This window comes from Pseudomonas sp. DR208, from assembly GCF_019823005.1.
Lineage (GTDB): Bacteria > Pseudomonadota > Gammaproteobacteria > Pseudomonadales > Pseudomonadaceae > Aquipseudomonas > Aquipseudomonas extremorientalis.
This window is the reverse complement of sequence record NZ_CP081944.1, coordinates 4,021,223-4,047,181: the sequence shown is the minus strand read 5'-3', so window position 1 is coordinate 4,047,181 and position 25,959 is coordinate 4,021,223. Positions and strand designations below refer to the sequence as shown.

Below are 25,959 nucleotides of genomic sequence, written 5' to 3'. Positions count from 1 at the left end.
CCGGACTCCAAGAAATGAATGCTGAAGACTCCTTGAAACTTGCTCGCCGGTTTATCGGGTTGCCCCTGGAAAAGCGCCAATTGTTCCTGCAGGCCTTGCAGAAAGAAGGCGTGGATTTTTCCCGGTTTCCGATTCCGGCAGGGGTGGAGGCGCAGGATCGTCAGGCACTGTCCTACGCGCAGCAGCGCATGTGGTTTCTCTGGCAATTGGACCCGGCCAGCGGCGCCTACAACCTGCCGGGTGCAGTGCGACTCAAAGGGGCGTTGAGCCTCTGCGCGCTGGAGCAGGCGTTCGCCAGCCTGGTCGCGCGCCACGAAACCCTGCGCACAGCGTTCCAGCGCCAGGCAGACGAGCGCCTGTTGCAAGTGCCGGCGGACACGCCGTTGACCGTCGAGCAACTCGACTTTAGCCACTTGGACGCCCCCGCGCGCGAACAGGCCGTCAACGAGGCCGCGACCCGCCAATCGCTTTTGCCCTTCGACCTGGAAAACGGTCCGCTGCTGCGCGTGCAATTGCTCAAGCTCGACGCGCAGGAACACGTGCTGCTGCTGACCCTGCACCACATCGTCTCCGATGGCTGGTCGATGAATGTGCTGATCGACGAGTTCATCCGCTGCTACGACGCCCACGAGCGCAACGAAACACCGCAACTGCCGGCCTTGCCGATCCAGTACAGCGATTACGCCCTGTGGCAGCGCCGCTGGCTGGAAGCGGGGGAGCAGGCGCGGCAACTGGATTACTGGCAAGCGCGCCTGGGCGATGAGCACCCGGTGCTGGAGCTGCCCACCGACCGCCCGCGTCCGGCGATGCCGAGCTACCAGGGCACACGCCACAATTTCGCGATTGAGCCTGCGCTCGCCATGCAGCTGCGCAGCTGCGCGCAAAAACACAACGTCACCCTGTTCGTGCTGTTGCTCGGTGCTTTCAACGTGTTGCTGCATCGCTACACCGGGCAGCACGATATCCGCGTCGGCGTGCCGATCGCCAACCGCAACCGCACTGAAGTCGAAGGGTTGATCGGTTTCTTCGTCAACACCCAGGTGCTGCGCACCGAGCTGACCGGGCAAACCCGCATCACCGAGTTGCTGCAAAGCATCAAGGAGCACGCCCTGGGCGCCCAGGCCCATCAGGAGTTGCCTTTCGAGCGCCTGGTGGAAGCCCTCAAGGTCGAGCGCAGCCTGAGCCACACGCCGCTGTTTCAGGTGATGTACAACCATCAGCCGGTGGTGGCCGACATTACCAGTGTCAGCACCGCCTCCGGCCTGGAACTGGCATTGGTGGAGTGGCAAGGCCGCACCACCCAGTTCGACCTGACCCTCGACACCTATGAAAAATCCGGCACCCTGCATGCCGCGTTGACCTACGCCAACGACCTGTTCGACGCGCCAACCATCGAGCGCATGGCCGGGCATTGGCTCAGCCTGTTGCAGGCCATGGTGGCCGACGGTGAGCAGCGCATCGGCGAACTGCCGATGTTGGTCGCGGATGAGCAGCAGGTGCTGGTCCACGCATGGAACCAGACTGCCGAGGCGTACCCGACCGAGCGCGGCATTCATCACCTGATCGAGGACCAGGTCCGCATCACGCCCGATGCACCGGCGCTGGTGTTCGGTGCAACCACGCTGACCTACGCCCAGCTCGACACCCGCGCCAACCAGCTGGCCCACGCCTTGCGCGAGCAAGGCGTCGGCCCTGACACGCTGGTGGGGATCTGCGTCGAGCGCTCCATCGAAATGGTGGTCGGCTTGCTCGCCATTCTCAAGGCCGGCGGCGCCTATGTCCCGCTGGACCCTGAATACCCCCGGGAACGCCTGGCCTACATGATCGACGACAGCGGCATCCAGTTGCTGCTCAGCCAGCGCGACCTGTTGCCATTGCTGCCGACCGAGGGCATCCAGGTGATTGCCTTGGACCAGCCCGCGAGCTGGCTCGACGGTTACAACCGCCAGTCGCCAAGCGTCGACCTGCAGGCGCTGAACCTGGCCTATGTGATCTACACCTCCGGCTCCACCGGCAAGCCCAAGGGCGCCGGCAACAGCCATCGTGCGCTGGTCAACCGCCTGTGCTGGATGCAACAGGCCTATGGCCTGGACGCCAGCGATGCGGTGCTGCAGAAAACCCCGTTCAGTTTCGACGTGTCGGTGTGGGAGTTCTTCTGGCCGCTGATGACCGGCGCGCGCCTGGTTGTCGCCGCGCCCGGCGAACACCGCGAACCGGCGCGCTTGATCGAGACCATCGGGCAGCACTGCATCACCACCTTGCACTTCGTGCCATCGATGCTCCAGGCATTTATTCATGAGCCGGGGGTGCACGCCTGCAACAGCCTGCGACGCATCGTGTGCAGCGGTGAAGCCTTGCCGCTGGATGCGCAGTTGCAAGTGTTCGCCAAATTGCCACAGGCCAGCCTGTTCAACCTCTACGGCCCGACCGAAGCTGCCATCGACGTGACCCACTGGACCTGCGTCGACGAAGGCGCCGACAGCGTGCCCATCGGTCGACCCATCGCCAACCTCGCTACGTACGTGCTCGATGCCCAGCTCAACCCGGTGCCTGCGGGCGTCAGCGGTGAGCTGTACCTGGGCGGCGCCGGCCTGGCGCGCAGTTACCACCGGCGCCCGGCACTGACTGCCGAGCGTTTTGTGCCGAGCCCGTTCGGTGACGGTGTGCGCCTGTATCGCACCGGCGACCGCGTGCGCCTGCGCGCCGATGGGGTGATCGAATACCTCGGCCGCCTTGATCATCAGGTCAAGCTGCGCGGCCTGCGTATCGAGCTGGGCGAAATCGAGACACGCCTGATGCAACACCCCTCGGTGCGCGAAGCCGTGGTGCTGGTGCAGGGTGGCAAGCAACTGGTGGCCTACCTGGTGCTGGCCGACGAAACGCCGGTCGACCTCAAGGCCTGGCTGCTCGAAAGCCTCCCGGAATACATGGTGCCGACCCATCTGGTGCCCCTGGCTAAGCTGCCGGTGACCGCCAACGGCAAGCTCGACCGCAAGGCCTTGCCATTGCCGGATGCTGCGCCCCAGCAGGCTTATGTCGCCCCGGAAAGCGAGGTGCAAAAAGCCCTCGCGGCAATCTGGAGCGATGTGCTCGGCGTGGAGCATGTCGGCCTGGAAGACAACTTCTTCGAACTGGGTGGCGATTCGATCATCTCCATCCAGATGGTCAGCCGTGCGCGCCAGGCGGGCATTCGCCTGAGCCCACGGGACCTGTTCCAGTACCAGAGCGTGCGCAGCCTGGCGCGGGTGGCGACCTTCGAACAGGCGACGCTCGTCGACCAGGGGCCGGTCACCGGGGATGTGCTCCTCACACCGGTGCAACACAGCTTTTTCGAACAGGCGATCCCGGCACGCCAGCACTGGAACCAGTCGTTGCTGCTGACTCCGCGTGAGGTGCTGGAGCCCATGCGCCTTGAGGCCGCCTTGACTCGCTTGATCAACCATCACGACGCCTTGCGCCTGCGTTTTGTGCAACAAGCGGACGGTTGGCGCCAGGCCCACGCCGAGCCGGTTGCATCGGCTTCGTTATGGCAGTCCCAGGTCGCCGGCGAGGCTGAGTTGGCCGCACTGTGCGACGAGGCTCAACGCAGCCTTGATCTTGAACAGGGCCCGCTGCTGCGTGCGGTCCTGGCAATGATGGCCGACGGCACCCAGCGCCTGTTGCTGGTGGTGCATCACCTGGCAGTGGACGGCGTATCGTGGCGTATCCTGCTCGAAGACCTGCAACAGGCCTATCGCAACGCCGCGCTGCCGGCCAAGACCAGCGCCTACCAGCAGTGGGCGCAGCAGTTACAGGCCCACGCGCAGACGCTGGACGAGCAACTGCCGTACTGGCAGGCCCAAACCGCGAGCGCCGATCTGCCTTGCGATAACCCCCTGGGCGGCCTGCAAAACCGCCTGGGCACCACACTCGAAATCCGCCTCAGCGCCGAACACACCCGCCAACTGCTGCAAGACGCCCCGGCGGCCTATCGCACCCAGGTTAACGAACTGCTGCTGACCGCCTTGGCGCGCGTCATCAGCCGCTGGAGCGAGCAGCCCGCCGCGCTGATCCAAATGGAAGGCCATGGTCGCGAAGACCTGTTCGACACGCTCGACCTGAGCCGCACCGTGGGCTGGTTCACCAGCCTGTTCCCGGTGCGCCTGCAGGCCGGCGGCGAGCTGTCGGCGGCGATCAAGTCGGTGAAGGAGCAATTGCGTGCGGTGCCGCATAAAGGTATCGGCTATGGCCTGCTGCGCTATCTCGGCGCACCCGAGGCGCGTAAAGCCTTGTCGAACCAGGCGGCACCGCGCATCACCTTCAACTACCTGGGCCAGTTCGACCGCCAGTTCAACGAGGCAGCGCTGTTTGTTCCGGCGACCCAGGGCAGTGGGCAGGCTCAGGATTGCGAGGCACCGCTGGCCAACTGGCTGACGGTGGAAGGGCAGGTGTACGGCGGTGAGCTGGCCCTGCGGTGGGGGTTCAGTCGTGAGATGTTCGAGGTGGCGACCGTCCAACGCCTGGCGGATGACTATGCCGCTGAACTCCAGGCCTTGATTGAACACTGCTGCGCCACGCCGGCGGGGCAGGTCACGCCTTCGGACTTCCCCCTGGCGCGCCTGACCCAGCAGCAACTGGACGCCTTGCCCATCGCCGGGCCGGCGATTGCCGATCTCTATCCGTTGTCGCCGATGCAGCAGGGTATGTTGTTCCATACCCTGTATGCGCCCGAGGCCGAGGCTTACATCAACCAGTTGCGCCTGGACATTGAAGGCCTGGACTTGCTCGCATTCGGTCGTGCCTGGCAAGCCGCGCTGGATCGCCATGACATCCTGCGCAGCAGCTTCCACTGGCTCGGCCTGGACAGTGCCCATCAAGTGATTCAGCGTCATGTCGATGTGCAGTTGCAAGTGATCGAAGATGTCGATGCTGATTTTGATGCATTCGCCGCTGCCGAACGCGAGAAGGGATTTGCGCTGAATGCTGCGCCGCTGTTTCGCCTGATGCTGGTGCGCGGTGCCGGCGGTGCCTGGCACCTGATCTTCACCAGCCACCACATCCTCATGGACGGCTGGAGTAACGCCCAGTTGCTCGGCGAAGTGATCGCCCATTACGCCGGGCAAACCGTGCCGGTGCCGCAGGGGCAGTTCCGCGATTACCTGGGCTGGCTGCAACAGCAAGCGTCGGGCGAGGCGTTCTGGAAGTCTGCGCTGGCGCCGCTGCAAGCGCCAACCCTGCTTGCGCAGGCGCTGCGTGTGCCGTTCGAAGGCAAGGGCATGGCTGACCATCAGGTCGTGCTGAGCGACGACTTCACGCGTGCCCTGGGTGAGTTTTCCCGCCACCACAAAGTCACCCTCAACACCTTGCTCCAAGGCGCGTGGAGCGTGCTGCTGCAACGATATACCGGGCAGGACTGCGTGGCCTTTGGTGCCACCGTCGCGGGACGCTCGGCACCATTGCCGGGGATCGAACAGCAGTTGGGCCTGTTCATCAACACGCTGCCGATCATCAATGCAGCGTCGCCGGCCCAGCCGGTGGCCGACTGGCTGAGTGAGCTGCAAGCCCTCAACCTGAGCCTGCGCGACCATGAACATGTGCCGCTCTATGACATTCAGGGATGGGCAGGACAGCAGGGCAGCGCGCTGTTCGATACCTTGCTGGTGTTCGAAAACTTCCCGGTGGCCGAGGCCTTGAAGCCGGGCGCGCCTGCCGGCCTGACGTTCGGCCGCCTGCAAAACCACGAGCAGACCCATTATCCACTGACCCTGGGCATTGAGCTGGGCAGTTGCCTGCGCTTGGAGTTTGGTTATGACCAGGCGTGCTTCAGTGCTCGGCAGGTCGCTCAATTAAGCCGCAACCTGCACCACCTGCTGGTGCAGATGCTCGCGGATGCCCAGGCGCCCATTGGCAACCTGCTTCTGCTCGACCAAGCCGCACGGCGCGACATGCTTGCCCTCAGCCAGTCGCCCAGCCAGGCCCAGCGTCACCTGCGCGTGCACGAGCGTATCGCCGCCCAGGCCAGCGCCACACCCGACGCGATGGCCGTGCAGGCGGGTGAGGCACGCCTGAGCTACGCCCAGCTCAATGCTCGCGCCAACCGGCTTGCCCATCGCCTGCTGGAACTGGGCGTTGGCGCAGGCCAGCGCGTCGGCCTGGCGGCACGACGTGGCCCGCAGTTGATCGTCAGCCTGCTGGCGGTGCTCAAAAGTGGCGCCGCCTATGTGCCGCTGGACCCGAACTACCCCGCCGAACGCCTGGCCTACATGCTGACAGACAGCCGGCTTGACCTGCTGCTCAGCGAAACCGGGCTGCTGGCCGACCTGCCGTTGCCCCAAGGGCTGGCGCGCGAGAGTTTCACCGCGTCCGGCGAAGAACTGGCTGGCTACCCGTCGACCAATCCAACCAACCATGCCGCCGCTGCCGATCTGGCCTATGTGATCTACACCTCGGGCTCCACCGGGCTGCCCAAGGGTGTGGCCATCGACCATGCCGCCCTCGGCCAGTTCTGCGACAGCGCCGAGGCCTATAGCCGGTTGAGCGCGACGGATCGCGTGCTGCAATTTGCCACGTTCAGCTTCGACGGCTTTGTCGAGCAATGCTACCCGCCGCTGTGTGTGGGCGCAGCGTTGGTCATGCGCGGCGATGAGCTATGGGATGCCGGGCAATTGGCGCGGGAAATCGTCGAGCAGGGCGTGACCCTCGCCGATCTGCCCGCCGCCTACTGGTATTTGCTCGCCAAGGAGTGCGCCCTCGACCAGCGCACCCTGGGCAACCTGCGTCAGGTGCATGTCGGCGGCGAGGCGATGTCGGTGGAAGGGCTGCGCGCTTGGTACGCCGCCGGGTTGGGTGACGTGCGTTTGGTCAACACCTACGGGCCCACCGAGGCCACCGTGGTGTCCAGCGTGCATGACTGCCAATTGGTGGATGCCAGCGATGCGTTTGGTGTGCCGATTGGCCGGGCCATCGACGGTCGCTCCTTGTATGTGCTGGACAGTGGTTTCGAATTATTGGCCACCGACGGCGTGGGCGAGCTGTGCATCGGCGCCGAACACGGTTTGGCCCAGCGTTACTTCGATCGCCCGGCGCTTACCGCCGAGCGCTTTTTGCCAAACCCGTTTTCCGCCGTGCCCGGCGCGCGGCTTTACCGCAGTGGCGACCTGGCGCGCTATAACCAGGCGGGTGCGCTGGAGTATGTCGGGCGCATCGATCATCAAGTGAAGATCCGCGGGTTCCGCGTGGAAATGGGTGAGATCGAAGCCAGCCTGCAAGCCTTGCCGCAGCTGCGTGAAGCGGCTGTCATCGCACAATCGAGCCCGACGGGCACGCAATTGGTGGCATATGTGGTCGCCGCCAACGGGCAAAGCGTGGACTCCCCGGCATTGGCGGCCACCTTGCGCCAGTCCTTGCCGGATTACATGGTGCCGGGGCACTGGGTTGTCCTCGACGCCTTGCCGTTGAACAACAATGGCAAGCTTGACCGTCGCGCACTGCCGGCACCGGACCTGAACCAGGCGCGCCAGGCTTACCGGGCGCCGCAAACCCCGCTGCAATCGCGCTTGGCCGCCATCTGGCAAGCGGTGTTGCAAGTGGATCAGGTGGGGCTCAATGACCACTTCTTCGAACGTGGCGGTCATTCGTTGCTGGCCACCCAAGTCATTTCGCGGGTGCGCCACGCACTGCAACTGGAAGTGCCGTTGCGGGCGCTGTTCGAACAACCGACGCTGGAGGCGTTCGCCGATGCTTGTGCTGGGTTGCAGGCCAGCACTGCACGGCCTCTGGTGGTGCTGACGCGTGATCGGCCGTTGGCGCTGTCGTTCGCCCAGGAGCGCCAATGGTTCCTCTGGCAACTGGACCCGTCCAGCGCCGCCTACCACGTGCCGAGCGCGCTGCACCTGCGTGGCCGTCTGGACGTCGCGGCGCTGGAACAGGCGTTCCAGGCCCTGGTGCAACGCCATGAACCGTTGCGCACCACCTTTGTGGAAGAGGGCGAGCACACCTGGCAACGGATTCACCCGAGCCTTGCGCTGCCTATCGAACACCAACAGGTCGAGGTCTCGGCGATCGAGCCTGCCGTGGCGCAGGAGATCCAGCGCCCGTTCGACTTGATCAATGGCCCGCTGATGCGCGTCAAATTGCTTCAGATCGAGGCCGAGCACCACGTACTGGTGATCACCCAGCACCACATCATCTCCGACGGTTGGTCGATGCAGGTAATGGTCGATGAATTGGTGGCGCTGTATCAGGGCCAGGCTCAACTGCCGGCGCAGCTCATCCAGTACGCCGATTATGCCCAGTGGCAACGGGACTGGATGGCGGCCGGTGAGCAACAACGTCAACTCGACTACTGGCGCCTGCGCCTGGGCACCGAGCATGCCGTGCTGGAACTGCCCTTGGACAACCCTCGGCCGGCAGTGCAAAGCCATCGCGGCGCGCGCCGCCAGGTGCACCTGGACAGCGCGTTGGTCGCCGGGCTCAAGGCCCTGGCCCAGCGTCAGGACGTAACCTTGTTTGTGCTGCTGCTGGCGTCGTTCCAGGCCTTGCTGCATCGCTACAGTGGGCAATCCCGAATCCGGGTCGGTGTGCCGATTGCCAACCGCAATCGCCTCGAAACCGAGCGCCTGGTCGGCTTCTTCGTCAACACCCAGGTGCTGCAGGCCGACGTGCACGGGCAGATGGCGTTCGACCAATTGCTCGTCCAGGTCAAGCAGCGTGCCCTCGAAGCCCAGGCCCATCAGGACCTGCCGTTCGAGCAACTGGTGGAGGCCCTGCAACCGGAGCGTAGCCTCAGCCATAACCCGCTGTTCCAGGTGATGTTCAATCATCAGGACCGCCTGCGCGCCACCCCGCTGCAGTTACCCGGCCTGGACCTGCAAGCGCTGGATTGGGCAGGGCACAGCACCCAGTTCGACTTGAATCTCGAGACGGAGGAGTCTGCCGCAGGCCTGTGGGCCTCTCTGACCTACGCCACCGATCTGTTCGACGCCGCTACCCTGGATCGCCTGGCCGAGCATTGGCAAAACCTGTTGCACGCGGTGGTGCAGGACGCGTCCCAGGCTGTGGATGAACTGACGATGCTCAGCGCGCCGCAATGGCAGCAGATGGTCGAAACGTGGAACGACAGCGCTGTCGACTACCCCCGCGAACGCTGCGTGCACCAATTGTTCGAAGCCCAGGCCGTGGCACAGCCGCAAGCCCTCGCGGTGCAATTCAATGGCCAAACCCTGAGCTACGGCGAACTCAACCGCCGCGCCAACCGTCTGGCCCATCGCCTGATTGCGGCAGGTGTGGGGCCGGACGTATTGGTGGCGGTGCATGTCGAGCGCTCCCTGGATATAGTGGTCGGCCTGCTGGCTACCCTCAAGGCCGGTGGCGCCTATGTGCCCCTCGACCCGCAATTCCCGGCGGATCGCCTGGCGTTCATGCTCGACGACAGCCGTGCACGGGTCCTGCTGACCCAGCCACACCTGATAGGGCGCCTGGCGCACCCGCACGGTGTGCAGGTATTGATGGTCGACGCCGCCGACGCTGCGGAGCACAACCCGCAGGTCGAGGTCACGCCGGAACACCTGGCCTATGTGATCTATACCTCCGGTTCCACCGGCAAGCCCAAGGGTGTGATGGTACGACACCGGGCGCTGTGCAGCTTTACCTGCGGCATGGCCGATACCCTGGACATCGGCATTGGCGCACGGATGTTGTCACTGACCACCTTCTCGTTCGATATCTTCGCCTTGGAGCTGTACGTGCCCCTGACGGTGGGTGCCACGGTACTGCTGAGCGGCCAGGAGCTGGCCCTCGACCCGGAAGCGATCATCGATCTGGTCCACAGCCAATCGGCCAACGTGCTGCAAGCCACACCGTCGACCTGGCGCATGCTGCTGGAAAGCCCACGCGCCCAGCTGCTGCACGGTATCAAGAGCCTGTGCGGCGGCGAAGCGCTGCCGGCCGACCTGGCGCAGCGCATGCTCGACCTGCAAGGCCCGCTGTGGAACCTCTATGGCCCCACCGAAACCACCATCTGGTCGGCTGCCCATCGCCTGCACGAAGCACGGCCATTTGTGGGGCGGCCTATCGCCAATACCACGTTGTTCATCCTCAATGCCGGTTTGACGCCCAGCCCGGTGGGGGCCGCCGGTGAACTGCTGATCGGTGGTGTCGGCCTGGCTCGCGGTTACCACGAGCGCCCCGCGCTGACGGCCGAGCGCTTTGTGCCCAACCCGTATGGTGCGCCGGGAGAACGCCTGTACCGCACCGGCGACCTGGCCCGCTACCGTGCCGATGGCGTGGTGGAATACATCGGCCGCGTCGACCATCAGGTCAAGGTGCGTGGGTTCCGCATCGAACTCGGCGAAATCGAAGCGTGCCTGCGCGAGTGCGCCGGGGTGCGCGAAGCCGTGGTCCTGGCCGACAACGACCGCTTGATCGCCTACCTGGTCAGTTCCGCACCCGACACGCCAGAAGTCTACAGGGCGGCCCTGCGCGAGCGCCTGCCGGACTACATGGTGCCGGCGCACCTGGTGTTCCTCGATAGCCTGCCCCTGACCCCCAACGGCAAGCTCGACCGCAAGGCGTTGCCTGCGGTGGACGTGGCACGATTGAGCAAAGGCCATGTAGCGCCAGTGACACTGCGTGAACAGCAGGTCGCGGCGATCTGGGCCGAGGTGCTGGAGCTGCCGCAGGTCGGCCTTGACGATCACTTCTTCGAACTCGGCGGGCATTCGCTGCTGGCCACCCGTGTTGTCTCGCGGGTTCGCCAGGTGCTGGCGCTGGAAGTGGCGCTCAAGACCCTGTTCGAACACCCGCGGTTGGAGGATTTCGTTCAGGCGCTGGGCGAGGAGGGCGTGGTTGCGCCCGCGTTGCTCAAGGCTGACCGCAATCAACCGCTGCCGTTGTCCTATGCCCAGGAGCGGCAATGGTTCCTTTGGCAACTGGACCCGCAAAGCACGGCGTATCACATCCCCAGCGTATTACGTTTGAAAGGGCCGCTTGACCTGGCCGCGCTGCAGTGCAGTTTCGACACCTTGCTGGCACGCCATGAAAGCCTGCGCACCCATGTGCGCCAGGACGCTGGCGGCGCAGTTCAGGTGATTGAAGACTCGGGCCTGATCGAAATCAGCCTGCTCGACACCGAAGAAGACAGCCTCAAGGCGCGGGTCGCAGAAGTGGTTGCGCAGCCATTCGACCTGTTGCGCGGGCCGCTGTTGCGGGCCAGGTTGCTGCGCCTGGCTGTTGATGAGCACGTACTGGTGCTGGTGCAGCACCACATCGTCTCCGATGGCTGGTCGATGCAATTGATGGTCGAAAAACTGGTGCAGTTGTACGCCACCTTCAACCAGGGCCGGATGCCCGACCTGCCAGCCTTGCCGATCCAGTATGCCGATTACGCCGTGTGGCAGCGCAACTGGATGGAAGCCGGTGAGAAAGCCCGTCAACTGACTTACTGGCAGGCTCAACTGGGCGGCGTACAGCCGGTGCTGGAGCTGCCTTTCGACTACTTGCGCCCGGCGGTACAAAGCCAGCGTGGCGCGCGCCTGGGCATCGAGTTGCAACCTCAGCTGCTGACCGGTCTGCGTCAGTTGGCGCAGAGGGTCGGGGTTACCTTGCCGATGGTGCTGCTGGCGTCTTACCAGGCACTGCTGCATCGCTACAGCGGCCAGGAAGACGTGCGTGTCGGCGTGCCGATTGCCAACCGCAATCGCCTGGAAACCGAAGGGCTGATCGGCTTCTTCGTCAACACCCAGGTGCTCAAGGCCGATATCCATGGGCAGATGAGCGTGGTGCAACTGTTGCAGCAAGTGCGCCAGCGTTCGCTGGAGGCACAGGCCCATCAGGACCTGCCGTTCGAGCAACTGGTCGAAGCCTTGCAACCCGAGCGCAGCATGAGCCTGAGCCCGCTGTTCCAGGTGCTGTTCAACCATCGCGTGACCTCGGCCGCCAATCACTTGCAACACCTCGCCGAACTGGATGTCGAGGTGCTGGGTTGGGATGAAGGTGTGGCGCAGTTCGACCTGGCGCTGGATGTGGAGGAAAGCCAGGCGACGCTGCGTGCGTCCCTGAGTTATGCCACTGATCTGTTTGCCCCAGCCACGATCGAGCGCATGGCCGGCCACTGGCAGAACCTGTTGCAGGCGATGGTCGCCGATCAACAGCAACCCATCAGCCAACTCAACCTGCTGGGCGAGGATGAGCAACAACACATCCTGCGGCTGTGGAACCAGACCGAGGCCGGCTTCTCGGCCGAGCGCCTGGTTCACCAGTTGGTGGCCGACCGCGCCCGGGAAAACCCGGATGCAGTCGCCGTGAAATTCGACGCACAGACCCTGAGCTACGGCGAACTGGACCGCCAGGCCAACCGCCTGGCCCATGCGCTGATCGCCCGTGGCGTCGGCCCGGAAGTGCGCGTGGCGATTGCCATGCCGCGCAGTGCCGAAATCATGGTGGCGTTCCTGGCGGTGATGAAGGCTGGTGGTGTGTATGTGCCGCTGGATATCGAATACCCGCGTGACCGCCTGCTGTACATGATGCAGGACAGCCGTGCCCGGTTGCTGCTGACTCATAGCAGTGCCTTGCAGCAACTGCCGATTCCCGAGGGTCTGGACAGCCTGGCGATTGATCGCACCGAGGAATGGTCCGGTTACAGCGACACGGCGCCTGATGTGAAACTGAACGGCGACAACCTGGCCTACGTGATCTACACCTCCGGCTCCACCGGCATGCCCAAGGGGGTGGCGGTGTCCCACGGTCCGCTGGTGGCGCATATCATCGCCACCGGCGAGCGTTACGAAACCTCGCCCGCCGATTGCGAACTGCATTTCATGTCGTTCGCCTTCGACGGCTCCCACGAAGGCTGGATGCACCCGCTGATCAACGGCGCCAGTGTGTTGATCCGCGATGACAGCCTGTGGCTGCCGGAATACACCTACCAGCAAATGCACCGTCACAACGTGACCATGGCGGTGTTCCCGCCGGTATACCTGCAACAGTTGGCTGAGCATGCCGAGCGTGACGGCAACCCGCCGAAGGTGCGGGTGTATTGCTTCGGCGGTGATGCAGTAGCGCAAGCCAGCTACGACCTGGCCTGGCGCGCACTCAAGCCGACCTATCTATTCAACGGCTACGGCCCGACCGAAACCGTGGTCACGCCACTGCTGTGGAAAGCCCGCAAGGGCGATCCATGCGGCGCGGTCTACGCCCCCATCGGCACACTGTTGGGTAATCGCAGCGGCTACGTGCTGGATGCGCAACTCAACCTGCAACCCATCGGTGTGGCCGGTGAGCTGTATCTGGGCGGGGAGGGCGTGGCCCGTGGGTATCTGGAGCGCCCGGCGCTGACTGCCGAACGCTTTGTGCCGGACCCGTTCGGCAAGCCCGGCAGCCGTGTGTATCGCAGTGGTGACCTGACCCGTGGCCGCCCGGATGGTGTGGTGGACTACCTGGGGCGTGTCGACCATCAGGTGAAAATCCGTGGTTTCCGCATTGAGCTGGGCGAAATCGAAGCGCGTCTGCGTGAGCAGGACAACGTCGGTGAAACCGTGGTGGTCGCCCAGGAAGGCCCGACCGGCAAGCAGTTGGTGGCTTACGTAGTGCCCGCAGACGGCAGCCTGATCAACGAAACCGAGTTGCGCGACACCCTGCGCCGCGCCCTGAAAACCCGTCTGCCGGACTACATGGTGCCGACGCATTTCATGTTCCTGGCGCAAATGCCGCTGACCCCCAATGGCAAGCTCGACCGCAAGGGCCTGCCCGAGCCGGATGCGAGCCTGCTGCAACAGGCCTATGTGGCTCCCGAAACCGAGCTGGAACAACAGATCGCCGCGATCTGGGCCGATGTCCTGCGTCTGCCGCAAGTGGGTCTGAACGACAACTTCTTTGAAGTGGGCGGCCATTCCCTGCTGGCGATCCAGATCACCTCGCGGGTCCAGGCCGAACTGGGCCTGGAAGTGCCGCTGGTGGAAGTGTTCCAGACCGAAACGCTGCGTGCCTACGTGCAGGCCGCCGCCACCTTCCGCGCCGGCAGCGCGCAAGACTTTGATGATCTTCGTGACTTTTTGAGCGAACTAGAGGCGATTTGACCCATGCTTTCCAACCCTAATATCGATCTGGTTTCGCGCTTTCTTCGCCTGCCTCTGGAACAGCGTCAGCAGTTTTATCAGCGCCTGCAAAGCCGGGGCATGAGCTTCGCCCAGCTGCCGATTGCCTCGATCCGCGAGGACGGCCAGAGGCTGCCGTTGTCCTACGCTCAGGAGCGCCAGTGGTTTCTCTGGCAACTGGACCCGGACAGCGCTACTTATCATATTCCCGGCGCACTGCGTCTGCAGGGCCGACTGGACCTGGCGGCCCTGCAACGCGCGTTCGACAGCCTGCTGGCCCGCCATGAAAGCCTGCGCACACGCCTGGTACAGGACGGCGAGCGCCTGCTGCAAAACGTAGCGCCCGAGGCGCGCATCGAGATACACCAGGACGTTGCCCACGAACACCAACTGATCGCGCGCATCGAAGCCGAGATAGCCCGGCCTTTCGATTTGCAGGCGGGGCCGTTGTTGCGCGTGACCTTGCTGCAACTGGCCGAAGACGAGCATGTGCTGGTGATGGTGCAGCACCACATCATTTCCGATGGCTGGTCGATGCAGGTCATGGTCGAGGAACTGGTGCAGTTCTACGCCGCGCACAGCCAAGGCCAGGAGGTGCAATTGCCGGGCTTACCGATCCACTACGCCGACTACGCGCTGTGGCAGCGCAGCTGGATGGAAGCCGGGGAGAAGGCCCGTCAATTGGCCTACTGGCAGGACCTGTTGGGCGGTGAGCAACCGGTGCTGGAGTTGCCCCTCGACTATTCGCGCCCGGCGCAGCAAAGCCATCGCGGCGCCAGCTTGCAGGTGCATCTGCCGGCGGACTTGGTGGCTGGTATCAAGCGCCTGGCCCAGCAAGAGGGCGTGACCCCGTTCATGCTGTTGCTGGCCTCGTTCCAGACCCTGCTGTTTCGCTACAGCGGCCAGTCGGACATCCGCATCGGCGTGCCGAATGCCAACCGCAACCGCGTGGAAACCGAGCGGCTGATCGGCTTTTTCGTCAACACCCAAGTGCTCAAGGCCGACCTTGACGGGCAGATGAGCTTCGCCGAACTGCTGCAACAGGCCAAGCGTCGCGCCCTGGAAGCCCAGGCGCACCAAGACTTGCCGTTTGAACAATTGGTGGTGGCGCTGCAACCTGAACGCAGCCTGAGCCATAACCCGCTGTTCCAAGTGATGTTCAACCACCAGACCGACGCCCAGAGCGGGCGCCATGGCCAGCAATTGCCTGGCCTGCAAGTGGCGGAACTGGATTGGGAGAGCCAGACCACGCATTTCGACCTGAGCCTGGACACCCATGAGTCCGCCGAAGGCCTCTGGGCGGCGCTGACCTACGCCACCGACCTGTTCGAAAGCGCAACCATCGAACGCTTGGCGCAGCATTGGCAGAACCTGCTCCAGGCGGCAGTGAGTGCACCACGCAGCCGTCTTTGCGCGCTGTCGATGCTCGATGCACCCGAACAACAGCGGATGCTCAAGGACTGGAATGCCCCCGCCACCGTCGCCGCACCGCATGCCGTGCACCAGTTGTTCGAGGCGCAGGCCCGCGAACATCCGGCGCGCCAGGCACTGGCCTTGGATAAGCAAACGCTCAGCTACGGTGAACTGAACCGCCAGGCCAATCGCCTGGCGCACTACCTGATCGCCCAAGGCGTAGGCCCGGAAGTGCTGGTGGGGATCGCGGTCGAGCGCTCTTTTGCCATGGTGGTCAGCCTGTTGGCGGTGCTCAAGGCGGGTGGCGCCTACGTGCCGCTTGACCCTGAATACCCGCGTGAACGCCTGGTGCATATGCTCGACGACAGTGGTGTGCGACTGGTGTTGACCCAATCCCACCTGCGCGACCGCTTGCCATTACCGGCCGATCTGACGGCGCTGGACATCGATCTGGCCGACGCGCAGTTGGCGCAGTGTGCCGAGCACAACCCGCCTACCGCGTTCGAGCCCAGCAGCCTGGCGTATGTCATCTACACCTCCGGCTCCACCGGCAAACCAAAAGGCGTTGCCATCAGCCATGCGGCATTGAGCGAATTCGCCGGTATCGCGGCCGAGTATTCGCGCCTGGTCGCGGACGACCGCGTACTGCAGTTCGCGACCCTGAACTTCGATGGTTTTGTTGAGCAGCTGTACCCGGCTCTGACCCTGGGCGCGACGGTCGTGTTGCGCGGGCCGCAGTTGTGGGACGGCGCTGACCTGTACCGGCAGATTATCGACCAAGGCATCACCCTGGCCGACTTGCCCACCGCCTATTGGAAACTGTTCCTGCAGGATTGCCTGGCAGCGGGACCACGGCCCTATGGCGCATTGCGCCAAGTGCATATCGGCGGCGAAGCGATGCCGCTGGATGGCCCGGTGCTGTGGCGGCGCGCGGGGCTGGGGCATGTACGCCTGCTCAACACCTACGGGCCGACCGAGGCCACGGTGGTGTCCAGCGTGCTCGATTGCAGCGATGACAACGCCGTGATTGGCGCCACTGCCAGCCCGATTGGCCGCGCGTTGCCGGGGCGTGGCCTGTATGTGTTGGACCGTGACCTTGACCTGTTGCCGGTTGGCGCCGTGGGTGAGCTGTACATTGCCAGTGCCAGTGGCTTGGCCCGTCATTACCTGCAACGCCCGAGCCTGACCGCCGAGCGTTTTGTCGCCGACCCGTTCAGCCCCCTGGGCGAGCGTCTTTACCGCACCGGTGACCTGGCGCGTTATCGCGCCGACGGGGTGATCGAATACGTCGGTCGCGTCGACCATCAGGTCAAAATCCGCGGTTTCCGAATCGAGTTGGGTGAGATCGAAGCGCTGCTGTTGGCCCAGGAGGCGGTGCGCGAAGCCTTTCTGCTGGCGGCCGACAACCAGTTGGTGGCCTACCTTGTGCCGGCCCAGCCGTTGTCCGCCGCCGAGCATGCGGCGGCGGGCGAAACGCTCAAGGCCACCTTGCGTGAGCAACTGCCCGATTACATGGTGCCTGCGCACTTGATCTTCCTCGACCGCATGCCGTTGAACCCCAACGGCAAGCTTGACCGCCAGGCGCTGCCCAAACCCGATGGCAGCGCGGTGCAACAGGCCTGGCAGGCACCGGTTACGCCACTGCAACAGCAGGTTGCGGCGATCTGGGCTGATATTCTTGGCGTCGAGCGTGTGGGCCTGACCCACCACTTCTTCGAACTGGGCGGGCATTCGCTGATGGCCATGCAAGTGGTTTCGCGCATTCGTCAGGCATTGAAGCTCGAAGTGCCGCTCAAATTGCTGTTCGAACAGCCGCGCCTGGAGGGGTTTGTCGCCGCACTGACCACCCAGGCCCCAGGCGCGCCGAACGCGCCCGCGCTGTTGCCGGTAGGGCGGGACCAGCCGTTGCCGCTGTCCTACGCCCAGGAGCGCCAATGGTTTTTATGGCAACTGGAGCCGCAAAGCGCCGCGTACCACATCCCCAGCGCCTTGCGTTTGAAAGGGCAGCTTGATCTGGTTGCACTGCAACGCAGTTTCGATACCTTGCTGGCCCGGCATGAAAGCCTGCGCACCCATTTGCGCCTGGAGCGCGACCGCACGGTTCAAATAATTTCACCGCAGGTGTCGTTGCCGATAGCGCACGCCGAGGTACAGGAAGCGCAGCTCAAGGCGCGGGTCGAGGCCGAAATAGCCCAACCCTTCAATCTGGAACAAGGGCCTTTGCTGCGGGTTTCGTTGCTGCGCATCGCCGCTGATGAACATGTATTGGTATTGGTGCAGCATCACATCGTGTCCGATGGCTGGTCGATGCAGCTGATGGTTGAAGAGCTGGTGCAACTGTATGCGGCCTACAGCCAGGGACAGGTGTTGCAATGGCCGGCGCTGCCGATTCAGTACGCCGACTACGCCGTATGGCAGCGCAACTGGATGGAGGCGGGCGAGAAGGCCCGTCAACTGGCGTATTGGCGCGACATGCTCGGCGGTGAGCAGAGCGTGTTGGCGTTGCCGTTCGACCACCCGCGTCCTGCTGTGCAAAGCCATCGTGGCGCGCGCCTGGCATTCGAACTGCCCGGCGCGTTGACCCAAGGCCTCAAGGCCCTGGCCAAGCAGCAGGACGTGACCTTGTTCATGCTGCTATTGGCCTCGTTCCAGACCTTGCTGCATCGCTACAGTGGCCAGGAAGAGATCCGTGTCGGGGTGCCGATCGCCAACCGCAATCGCAGCGAGACCGAGCGTCTGATCGGCTTCTTCGTCAACACCCAGGTGCTCAAGGCCGATCTCCACGGCCAGATGAGCGTCGAGCAACTGCTGCAACAGGCCCGGCAACGGGCGCTGGACGCCCAGGCTCACCAGGACCTGCCCTTCGAACAACTGGTGGAAGCGCTGCAACCCGAGCGCAGCCTGAGCCACAACCCGTTGTTCCAAGTGATGTTCAACCACCAGACCGACGTGGGCCAGGCTCAGGTTCAGCAGCAACTGCCGAATCTTTCGGTAGAAGGGCTGGAATGGGAAAGCAAGACGGCGCATTTCGACCTGGACCTGGATATCCAGGAATCCACCGAAGGTATCTGGGCCACGCTCGGCTATGCCCAGGACCTGTTTGAGGCCAGTACCGTGCAACGCATGGCGCGACACTGGCAGAACCTGTTGCAAGGCATGGTTGCCGACCCACGGCAGAATCTCAGCCAATTAAACCTGCTGGACAACGCCGAACGGCAACAGATTCTTCAACTGTGGAACCAGAGCGACGCCGGCTTCTCGGCCAAGCGCCTGGTGCACGAGTTGGTGGCCGACCGCGCCTGGGAAACCCCCGAGGCGGTGGCGGTGAAATTTGGCGAGCAACAGCTGACTTACGGCGAGCTGGACCGCCAGGCCAACCGCCTGGCCCATGCGTTGATCGCCCGTGGTGTCGGCCCCGAAGTGCGCGTCGCGATTGCCATGCCGCGCAGCGCCGAGATCATGGTGGCGTTCCTGGCAGTGATGAAAGCCGGTGGCGTCTACGTGCCGCTGGACATCGAATACCCGCGTGACCGCCTGCTGTACATGATGCAGGACAGCCGCGCCCGATTGCTGTTGACCCATTCGGCGGTGCAACAGCGCTTGCCGATTCCAGATGGCCTGGAAGCCCTTGCCGTGGACCAGGCGCAAGCCTGGTCCGCTGACGACGACACCGCACCCGAGGTGGCGCTGGACGGCGACAACCTCGCCTACGTGATCTACACCTCCGGCTCCACCGGCATGCCCAAAGGCGTGGCGGTGTCCCACGGCCCGTTGGTGGCGCACATCATTGCCACCGGCGAGCGTTATGAAACGTCGCCGGCCGATTGCGAACTGCACTTCATGTCGTTCGCGTTCGATGGCTCCCACGAAGGCTGGATGCACCCGCTGATCAACGGCGCCAGCGTGCTGATTCGCGATGACAGCCTGTGGCTGCCGGAATACACCTACCAGCAGATGCATCGCCATCACGTGACCATGGCGGTGTTCCCGCCGGTGTACCTGCAACAGCTGGCCGAACATGCCGAGCGTGACGGCAACCCGCCGAAGGTGCGGGTGTACTGTTTCGGCGGTGATGCCGTGGCCCAGGCCAGCTATGACCTGGCGTGGCGCGCGCTCAAGCCGACTTACCTGTTCAACGGCTACGGCCCGACCGAAACCGTGGTCACGCCGTTGCTGTGGAAGGCCCGCCGTGGTGACCCGTGCGGTGCCGTCTACGCGCCGATCGGCACACTGCTGGGCAACCGCAGCGGCTACGTGCTGGACGCGCAACTTAACCTGCAACCCATCGGCGTAGCCGGTGAGTTGTACCTGGGCGGCGAGGGCGTGGCCCGGGGTTACCTGGAGCGCCCGGCCCTGACCGCCGAGCGCTTTGTACCGGACCCGTTCGGCAAGCCCGGCAGCCGGGTGTATCGCAGCGGCGACCTGACCCGTGGCCGCCCGGATGGCGTGGTGGATTACCTCGGCCGCGTCGACCATCAGGTGAAAATCCGTGGCTTCCGTATTGAGCTGGGCGAGATCGAAGCGCGCCTGCGCGAGCAGGACAGTGTCGGCGAAACGGTGGTGGTGGCCCAGGAAGGGCCGAGCGGCAAGCAACTGGTCGCCTATGTGGTGCCGCTGGACCCGTTGCTCGTCGACGACGCCGTGGCGCAGTCGACTTGCCGCGAAGCCTTGCGCCGCGTCCTGAAAACCCGCTTGCCGGACTATATGGTGCCCACGCACCTGATGTTCCTTGAGCGCATGCCGCTGACGCCGAATGGCAAGCTCGACCGCAAGGGCCTGCCGCGCCCGGATGTCAGCCAGATGCAGCAGGTGTACGTGGCGCCACAGAGTGAGCTGGAGCAGAAGATCGCGGCGATCTGGTCCGACGTGCTGCGTCTGCCACGTGTCGGTTTGCACGATAACTTCTTCGAGTTGGGCGGTGACTCGATCATCTCGATCCAAGTGGTCAGCCGTGCCCGCCAGGCCGGTGTGCGCTTCACGCCCAAGGATCTGTTCCAGCACCAGACGGTCCAGAGCCTGGCGGCCGTGGCCCGGGAAGGCGAGGGCGCGGTGGTGCTGGATCAGTCGGCATTGACCGGCGAGTTGTTGTTGCTGCCTGTCCAGCAGGCGTTTTTTGCCGATGATATTCCCCAGCGTCACCACTGGAACCAGTCGGTGGTGCTACAGCCACACCAGGCGTTGCAGGCGCCGCTGCTGGTGGCGGCGCTGCAGGCCTTGATCGTGCATCACGACGCCCTGCGCATCGGTTTCGTCCAGGGCGCGGCAGGCTGGAGCGCGGCGTATCGCGGGCCGCAGCAGCATCAGGCCCAGCAGGTCCTGTGGCAGACCACCTTGAATGCGGTCGAAGAGTTGGAGGCCCTGGGTGAGGAAGCCCAGCGCAGCCTCGACCTGAGCGAAGGGCCGCTGCTGCGTGCAGTGCTCGTCGACCTCGCCGACGGCTCCCAGCGCCTGCTGCTGGTGATTCATCACTTGGTGGTGGACGGTGTGTCCTGGCGCATCCTGCTGGAAGACCTGCAAACGGCTTACCGCCTGCTTGCCCAAGGTGCCACGGTCGTGTTGCCCGCCAAGACCAGTGCGACCCGGGCCTGGGCCGAGCGTCTGCAAACCTATGCACGCAGCGCCGCACTGGCGCAGGAACTGGCCTGGTGGCAGACGCAGTTGCAAGGCAGCCCTACCGGACTGCCGGGGGCCGATCCACAGGCCAGCTTGAGCAACCGGCATGCGCTGAGCGTGACCACCCATCTGGATCAGGCCTTCACGCGGCGTCTGTTGCAGGACGCCCCCAGTGCTTACCGCACCCAGATCAATGACCTGTTGCTGACTGCACTGGCTCGCGTCGTTGTGCGCTGGACCGGTGACGCGTCGATGTTGATCCGCCTGGAAGGCCATGGCCGTGAAGACCTGTTCGACGAGATCGACCTGACCCGTACCGTCGGCTGGTTCACCAGCCTCTACCCGGTGAAGCTGGTGCCGACCGATTCGCTGGCCGGCTCCCTCAAGCAGATCAAGGAGCAGCTGCGTGCGATTCCCGACAAGGGCCTGGGCTTTGGTGCCCTGCGTTACCTGGGGAATGCCGAGGCTCAACAGGCCCTGAGTGAACTGCCGCGCCCACGCATCACCTTCAACTACCTGGGGCAATTCGATGGCAGTTTTGACGGCGGCGAACAAGAAGGCTTGTTCGTCCCCTCCGGTGATGGCAGTGGTGCCGAGCAGAGTGCCGAGGCACCGCTGGGCAACTGGTTGGAAATCAACGGCCAGGTCTACGCCGGCGAATTGAAGTTGAACTGGAGCTTCAGCCAGCAGATGTTCGATGAGGCGACCGTACAACGCCTGGCGGATGACTACGCCGCGGAACTCAAGGCGTTGATCGAGCACTGTGGTGTCAACCAGGGTGTCACGCCTTCGGACTTCCCGCTGGCGCGCTTGTCCCAGGCGCAACTGGACAGCTTGCCGGTGACGGTGGCTGACATCGAAGACGTTTACCCGCTGTCGCCGATGCAGCAAGGCATGCTGTTCCAATCGCTGTACGGCGAAGGCTCGGGTGACTACATCAACCAGATGCGCATCGATGTCGAGGGCCTGGATGTACCGCGCTTCCGCCAGGCCTGGCAGGCGGCGGTCGACAGCCATGAGATCCTGCGCAGCGGTTTTCTCTGGCAGACCGAGCTTGAGCAGCCGTTGCAGGTGGTCTACAAGCAGATGCGCATGCCGTTCGCCGAGCTGGACTGGCAAGATCGGCCCGGCAGCAGTGCGGCACTCGATAGCCTGGCCGAGTCGGCGCGGGCCCAGGGGTTCGTGCTGGAACAAGCGCCGTTGCTGAGCCTGACGGTGGTCCGTACAGGGGCGTCCCGTTATCACTTGATCTACACCAACCACCACATCTTGATGGACGGCTGGAGTGGTTCGCAGTTGTTTGGCGAGGTGTTGCAACATTACGCCGGTGAACCGCTGCGTGCGCCCATCGGGCGTTACCGCGATTACATTGCCTGGCTGCAGGCACAGGACAAGTCGGTCAGCGAGGCATTCTGGAAAGAGCAACTGCTCAACCTGCAAGAACCAACCCGCCTGGCCCGTGGCCTACAGGCTGCGCACAGCGAGGCGCTGGCCGTCAACGGCGAGCATCGTCTGAACCTCGACGCCAGCCAGACCGCTCAGCTCAAGGCCTTCGCCCAGCGCAATAAAGTCACGCTCAATACACTGGTGCAAAGCGCCTGGCTGCTGCTGTTGCAGCATCACACCGGGCAGTCCACCGTGGCGTTCGGCGCCACCGTGGCAGGCCGTCCGGCGCAATTGCGCGGTATCGAACAACAGGTCGGTCTGTTCATCAACACCTTGCCCGTCGTGGCCACGCCGGATGCACAGATGACGGTCAGCCAGTGGCTGCAGCAGATCCAGGCGCAAAACGTGCGCTTGCGTGAGCAGGAGCATACGCCGCTGTTCGAGATCCAGCGTTGGGCCGGGCTGGGTGGCGAGGCGCTGTTCGACAGCATTCTGGTGTTTGAGAACTACCCGGTGTCCGAAGCGCTGGAGCAGGGCGCACCTTCGGGGCTCACGTTTGGCGCCGTCCACAGCCTGGAGCAAACCCACTATCCGTTGACGGTCTTGCTGGGCATCGGTGACACCTTGGGCCTGGAGTTCAATTACGACCGCCAGGCATTCAGCGCGGCGCATATCGAACGGTTGGCCGAGCACTTCCAGCAGGTGTTGCAGGCATTGGCAGTGGATGGCGCCCAGCGTCTGGCAACGTTGCCTTCGCTGGCCCGTTCCGAGCGCGAAACGGTCCTGCATGCCTGGAATGACACGGCCACGGACTACCCGCTGCACCTGCCGGTGCATCAGTTGATCGAAGCCCAGGTGGTGCGCACGCCGGACGCACCGGCGCTGGTATTTGCCGGGCAGGTATTGAGTTACGCCGCGCTTAACCGCCGGGCAAACCGCTTGGCGCATCGCCTGATGGCGGCCGGCGTCAGGCCGGATGTCCTCGTGGGGCTGGCGGTTGAGCGTTCGATTGAAATGGTCGTTGGCCTGCTGGCGGTACTCAAGGCAGGTGGCGCTTATGTGCCGCTGGACCCGGAATACCCCCGCGATCGATTGGCCTACATGCTGCAAGACAGCGACGTGAAGCTGTTGTTGACCCAGGCGCATTTGCTGGAGCAACTGCCGATTCCAGCGGGCTTGCACAGCCTGGTGCTGGAGCAGGGCGATGAGGGGTTGCAGGCCTACGCCGAGCGGAATCCGCAGGTCGCCGTCGATGGCGAAAACCTTGCCTATGTGATCTACACCTCGGGCTCCACCGGCCAACCCAAAGGTGCGGGTAACCGCCATTCGGCGCTGACCAACCGGCTGTGCTGGATGCAGCAGGCGTATGGCCTGGACGGCAGTGATACGGTCTTGCAGAAGACGCCGTTCAGTTTCGACGTGTCGGTGTGGGAGTTCTTCTGGCCGCTGATGACCGGTGCGCGCCTGGTGGTGGCCGCGCCGGGCGACCATCGTGACCCGGCCAGGCTGGTGAGCCTGATCAACGCCGAGCAAGTCACTACGTTGCACTTTGTGCCATCCATGCTCCAGGCCTTCTTGCAGGATGCCGGCGTCGGCGCCTGTCACAGCCTGCAGCGCATTGTGTGCAGCGGTGAAGCGCTGCCGGTGGATGCTCAGCAACAGGTGTTCGCCAAACTGCCGCGTGCCGGGTTGTACAACCTGTATGGGCCGACCGAAGCGGCAATCGACGTGACGCACTGGACCTGCGTCGACGAAGGGGGTGACGCCGTGCCGATTGGTCGGCCGATCGCCAACCTGGGCTGCTACGTGTTGGACGGCAACTTGGAACCGGCACCCGTTGGCGTGTTGGGTGAACTCTATCTCGGCGGCGTCGGCCTGGCGCGCGGTTATCACCGTCGGCCGGCGCTGACCGCCGAACGCTTTGTGACCGATCCGTTCGGCAGTGGCACCCGTTTGTATCGCTCCGGGGACCTGGCGCGTTATCGCGACGATGGGGTGATCGAGTACGCCGGGCGCATCGATCACCAGGTCAAGCTGCGTGGCTTGCGCATCGAATTGGGTGAAATCGAGGCCCGCCTGTTGGAGCACGCGTGTGTGCGTGAAGCGGCGGTGCTCGCCGTGGACGGCACGCATCTGGTGGGCTACCTGGTGCTGCAGGCGCCGAGCGAGGATTGGAAAGCACAGGTGGCGATGCACCTGGCGGCGCAGTTGCCGGACTACATGGTACCGGCGCAGTGGGTGGTGTTGACACAGATGCCGCTGAGCCCCAATGGCAAGCTGGATCGCAAGGCGTTGCCTAAACCGGAGGCGCAAGGCGCGGACGCTTATCAGGCCCCGCAAAGCGCCGTCGAGCAGCAAGTCGCGGCGATCTGGCGTGATGTCCTCGGTGTCGAGCGCGTAGGGCTGAACGACAACTTCTTCGAGTTGGGCGGTCACTCCTTGCTGGTGCTGATGCTCAAGGAGCGTATCCGTAAAGTCATCGGTGTCGGCTTATCCGTCAGCCAGTTGATGCTTAACCCGACGGTACGCAGCCAGGTCAACTGCTTGAAGGGCGACGCGCGCAGCTCGTTGATCGTCAAGCTCAACAGCCAGACCGAAGGCACACCGTTGTTCATGTTCCACCCAAGCTTCGGTTCGGTGCATTGCTACACCGCGATTGCCCTCGCGCTCCGGGAGCTGCGTCCGGTGTTCGGGGTGATTTGCCGTGCATTGGCCGAAGACGGTGCAGCGGTGCCCCAATGGCAAGCCATGGTCGAGGATTACGCCGAGCAACTCCTGTTGGCCCAGCCCCAGGGCCCCTTCCGCCTGGCAGGCTGGTCGTTGGGTGGCAACCTGGCGATGGAAGTCGCCTACGTGCTGGAGCAAGCGGGACGCGACGTCGAGTTTGTCGGCTGGATCGACTCCGCGCCGCCGCAGTGGCTCACGCCCTATTGGCAGGCGGTCGTCACCGAGGATGACCGTGAAGTCTCGGCGAACGAGCGGCGTGCGGCGTTGTTGGGCGTGATGTTCCCGGCGTTTGCCGAGCGGATTCAGGCGGCCTGGCAGCAATGTCAGCGCGATGCCCAAGACGAAGATGGGCAATGGCAAGGGTTTATCGCCTGGGCCGAGCAGACCCTGGGCGACACCTTTACCGGTATCAAGAACGAGTTGCTGCGTGGCAATGAGGCGCAGATTTCCTGGGAGGTCGACCGCGCGCTCAGTGAGCGTCTGTCGGCGGCGGACTTCAAGCCGATCAAGGCCCCGGTCAGTTGCTGGTGGGCGTCCATGAGCCGCGCCGGGCAGTTCAAAGAGCTGATCGAGCAGCACATGGCAAGCACCCTTGTTCAGGGGCGGATCGAGCGTTCAGTGGTGATTGAGACTGATCACGACGGGATCATCGACAGTGCCGAGTTCATTCGTAGCCTGGTGGCCGCCATGGAATAACACCTCAAGTGATGAACACTGAACCTGTGTCGAGGGGGCAAGCTCTCTCGCCACA

General features: G+C 64.1%; 2 protein-coding genes. Both read left to right on the top strand.

What is annotated here, in order from left to right; all coding sequences use genetic code 11:
• Positions 1-14: 14 nt before the first annotated feature.
• Positions 15-14,051: a non-ribosomal peptide synthase/polyketide synthase gene (locus K5K89_RS18150; RefSeq protein WP_222539958.1), complete on the top strand. Its 14,037-nt coding sequence runs from the start codon at positions 15-17 to the stop codon at positions 14,049-14,051.
• Positions 14,052-14,054: 3 nt separating this feature from the next.
• Positions 14,055-25,904 (top strand): non-ribosomal peptide synthase/polyketide synthase, encoded by an 11,850-nt coding sequence (locus tag K5K89_RS18145; RefSeq protein ID WP_222539957.1) that lies wholly within the window; start codon positions 14,055-14,057, stop codon positions 25,902-25,904.
• The last annotated feature ends 55 nt before the right edge of the window (positions 25,905-25,959 follow it).

Bases quoted from the DNA above. Each gene is read 5' to 3' on its own strand.
- K5K89_RS18150 (WP_222539958.1), top strand. From the start codon at position 15: ATGAATGCTGAAGACTCCTTGAAACTTGCTCGCCGGTTTATCGGGTTG.
- K5K89_RS18145 (WP_222539957.1), top strand. From the start codon at position 14,055: ATGCTTTCCAACCCTAATATCGATCTGGTTTCGCGCTTTCTTCGCCTG.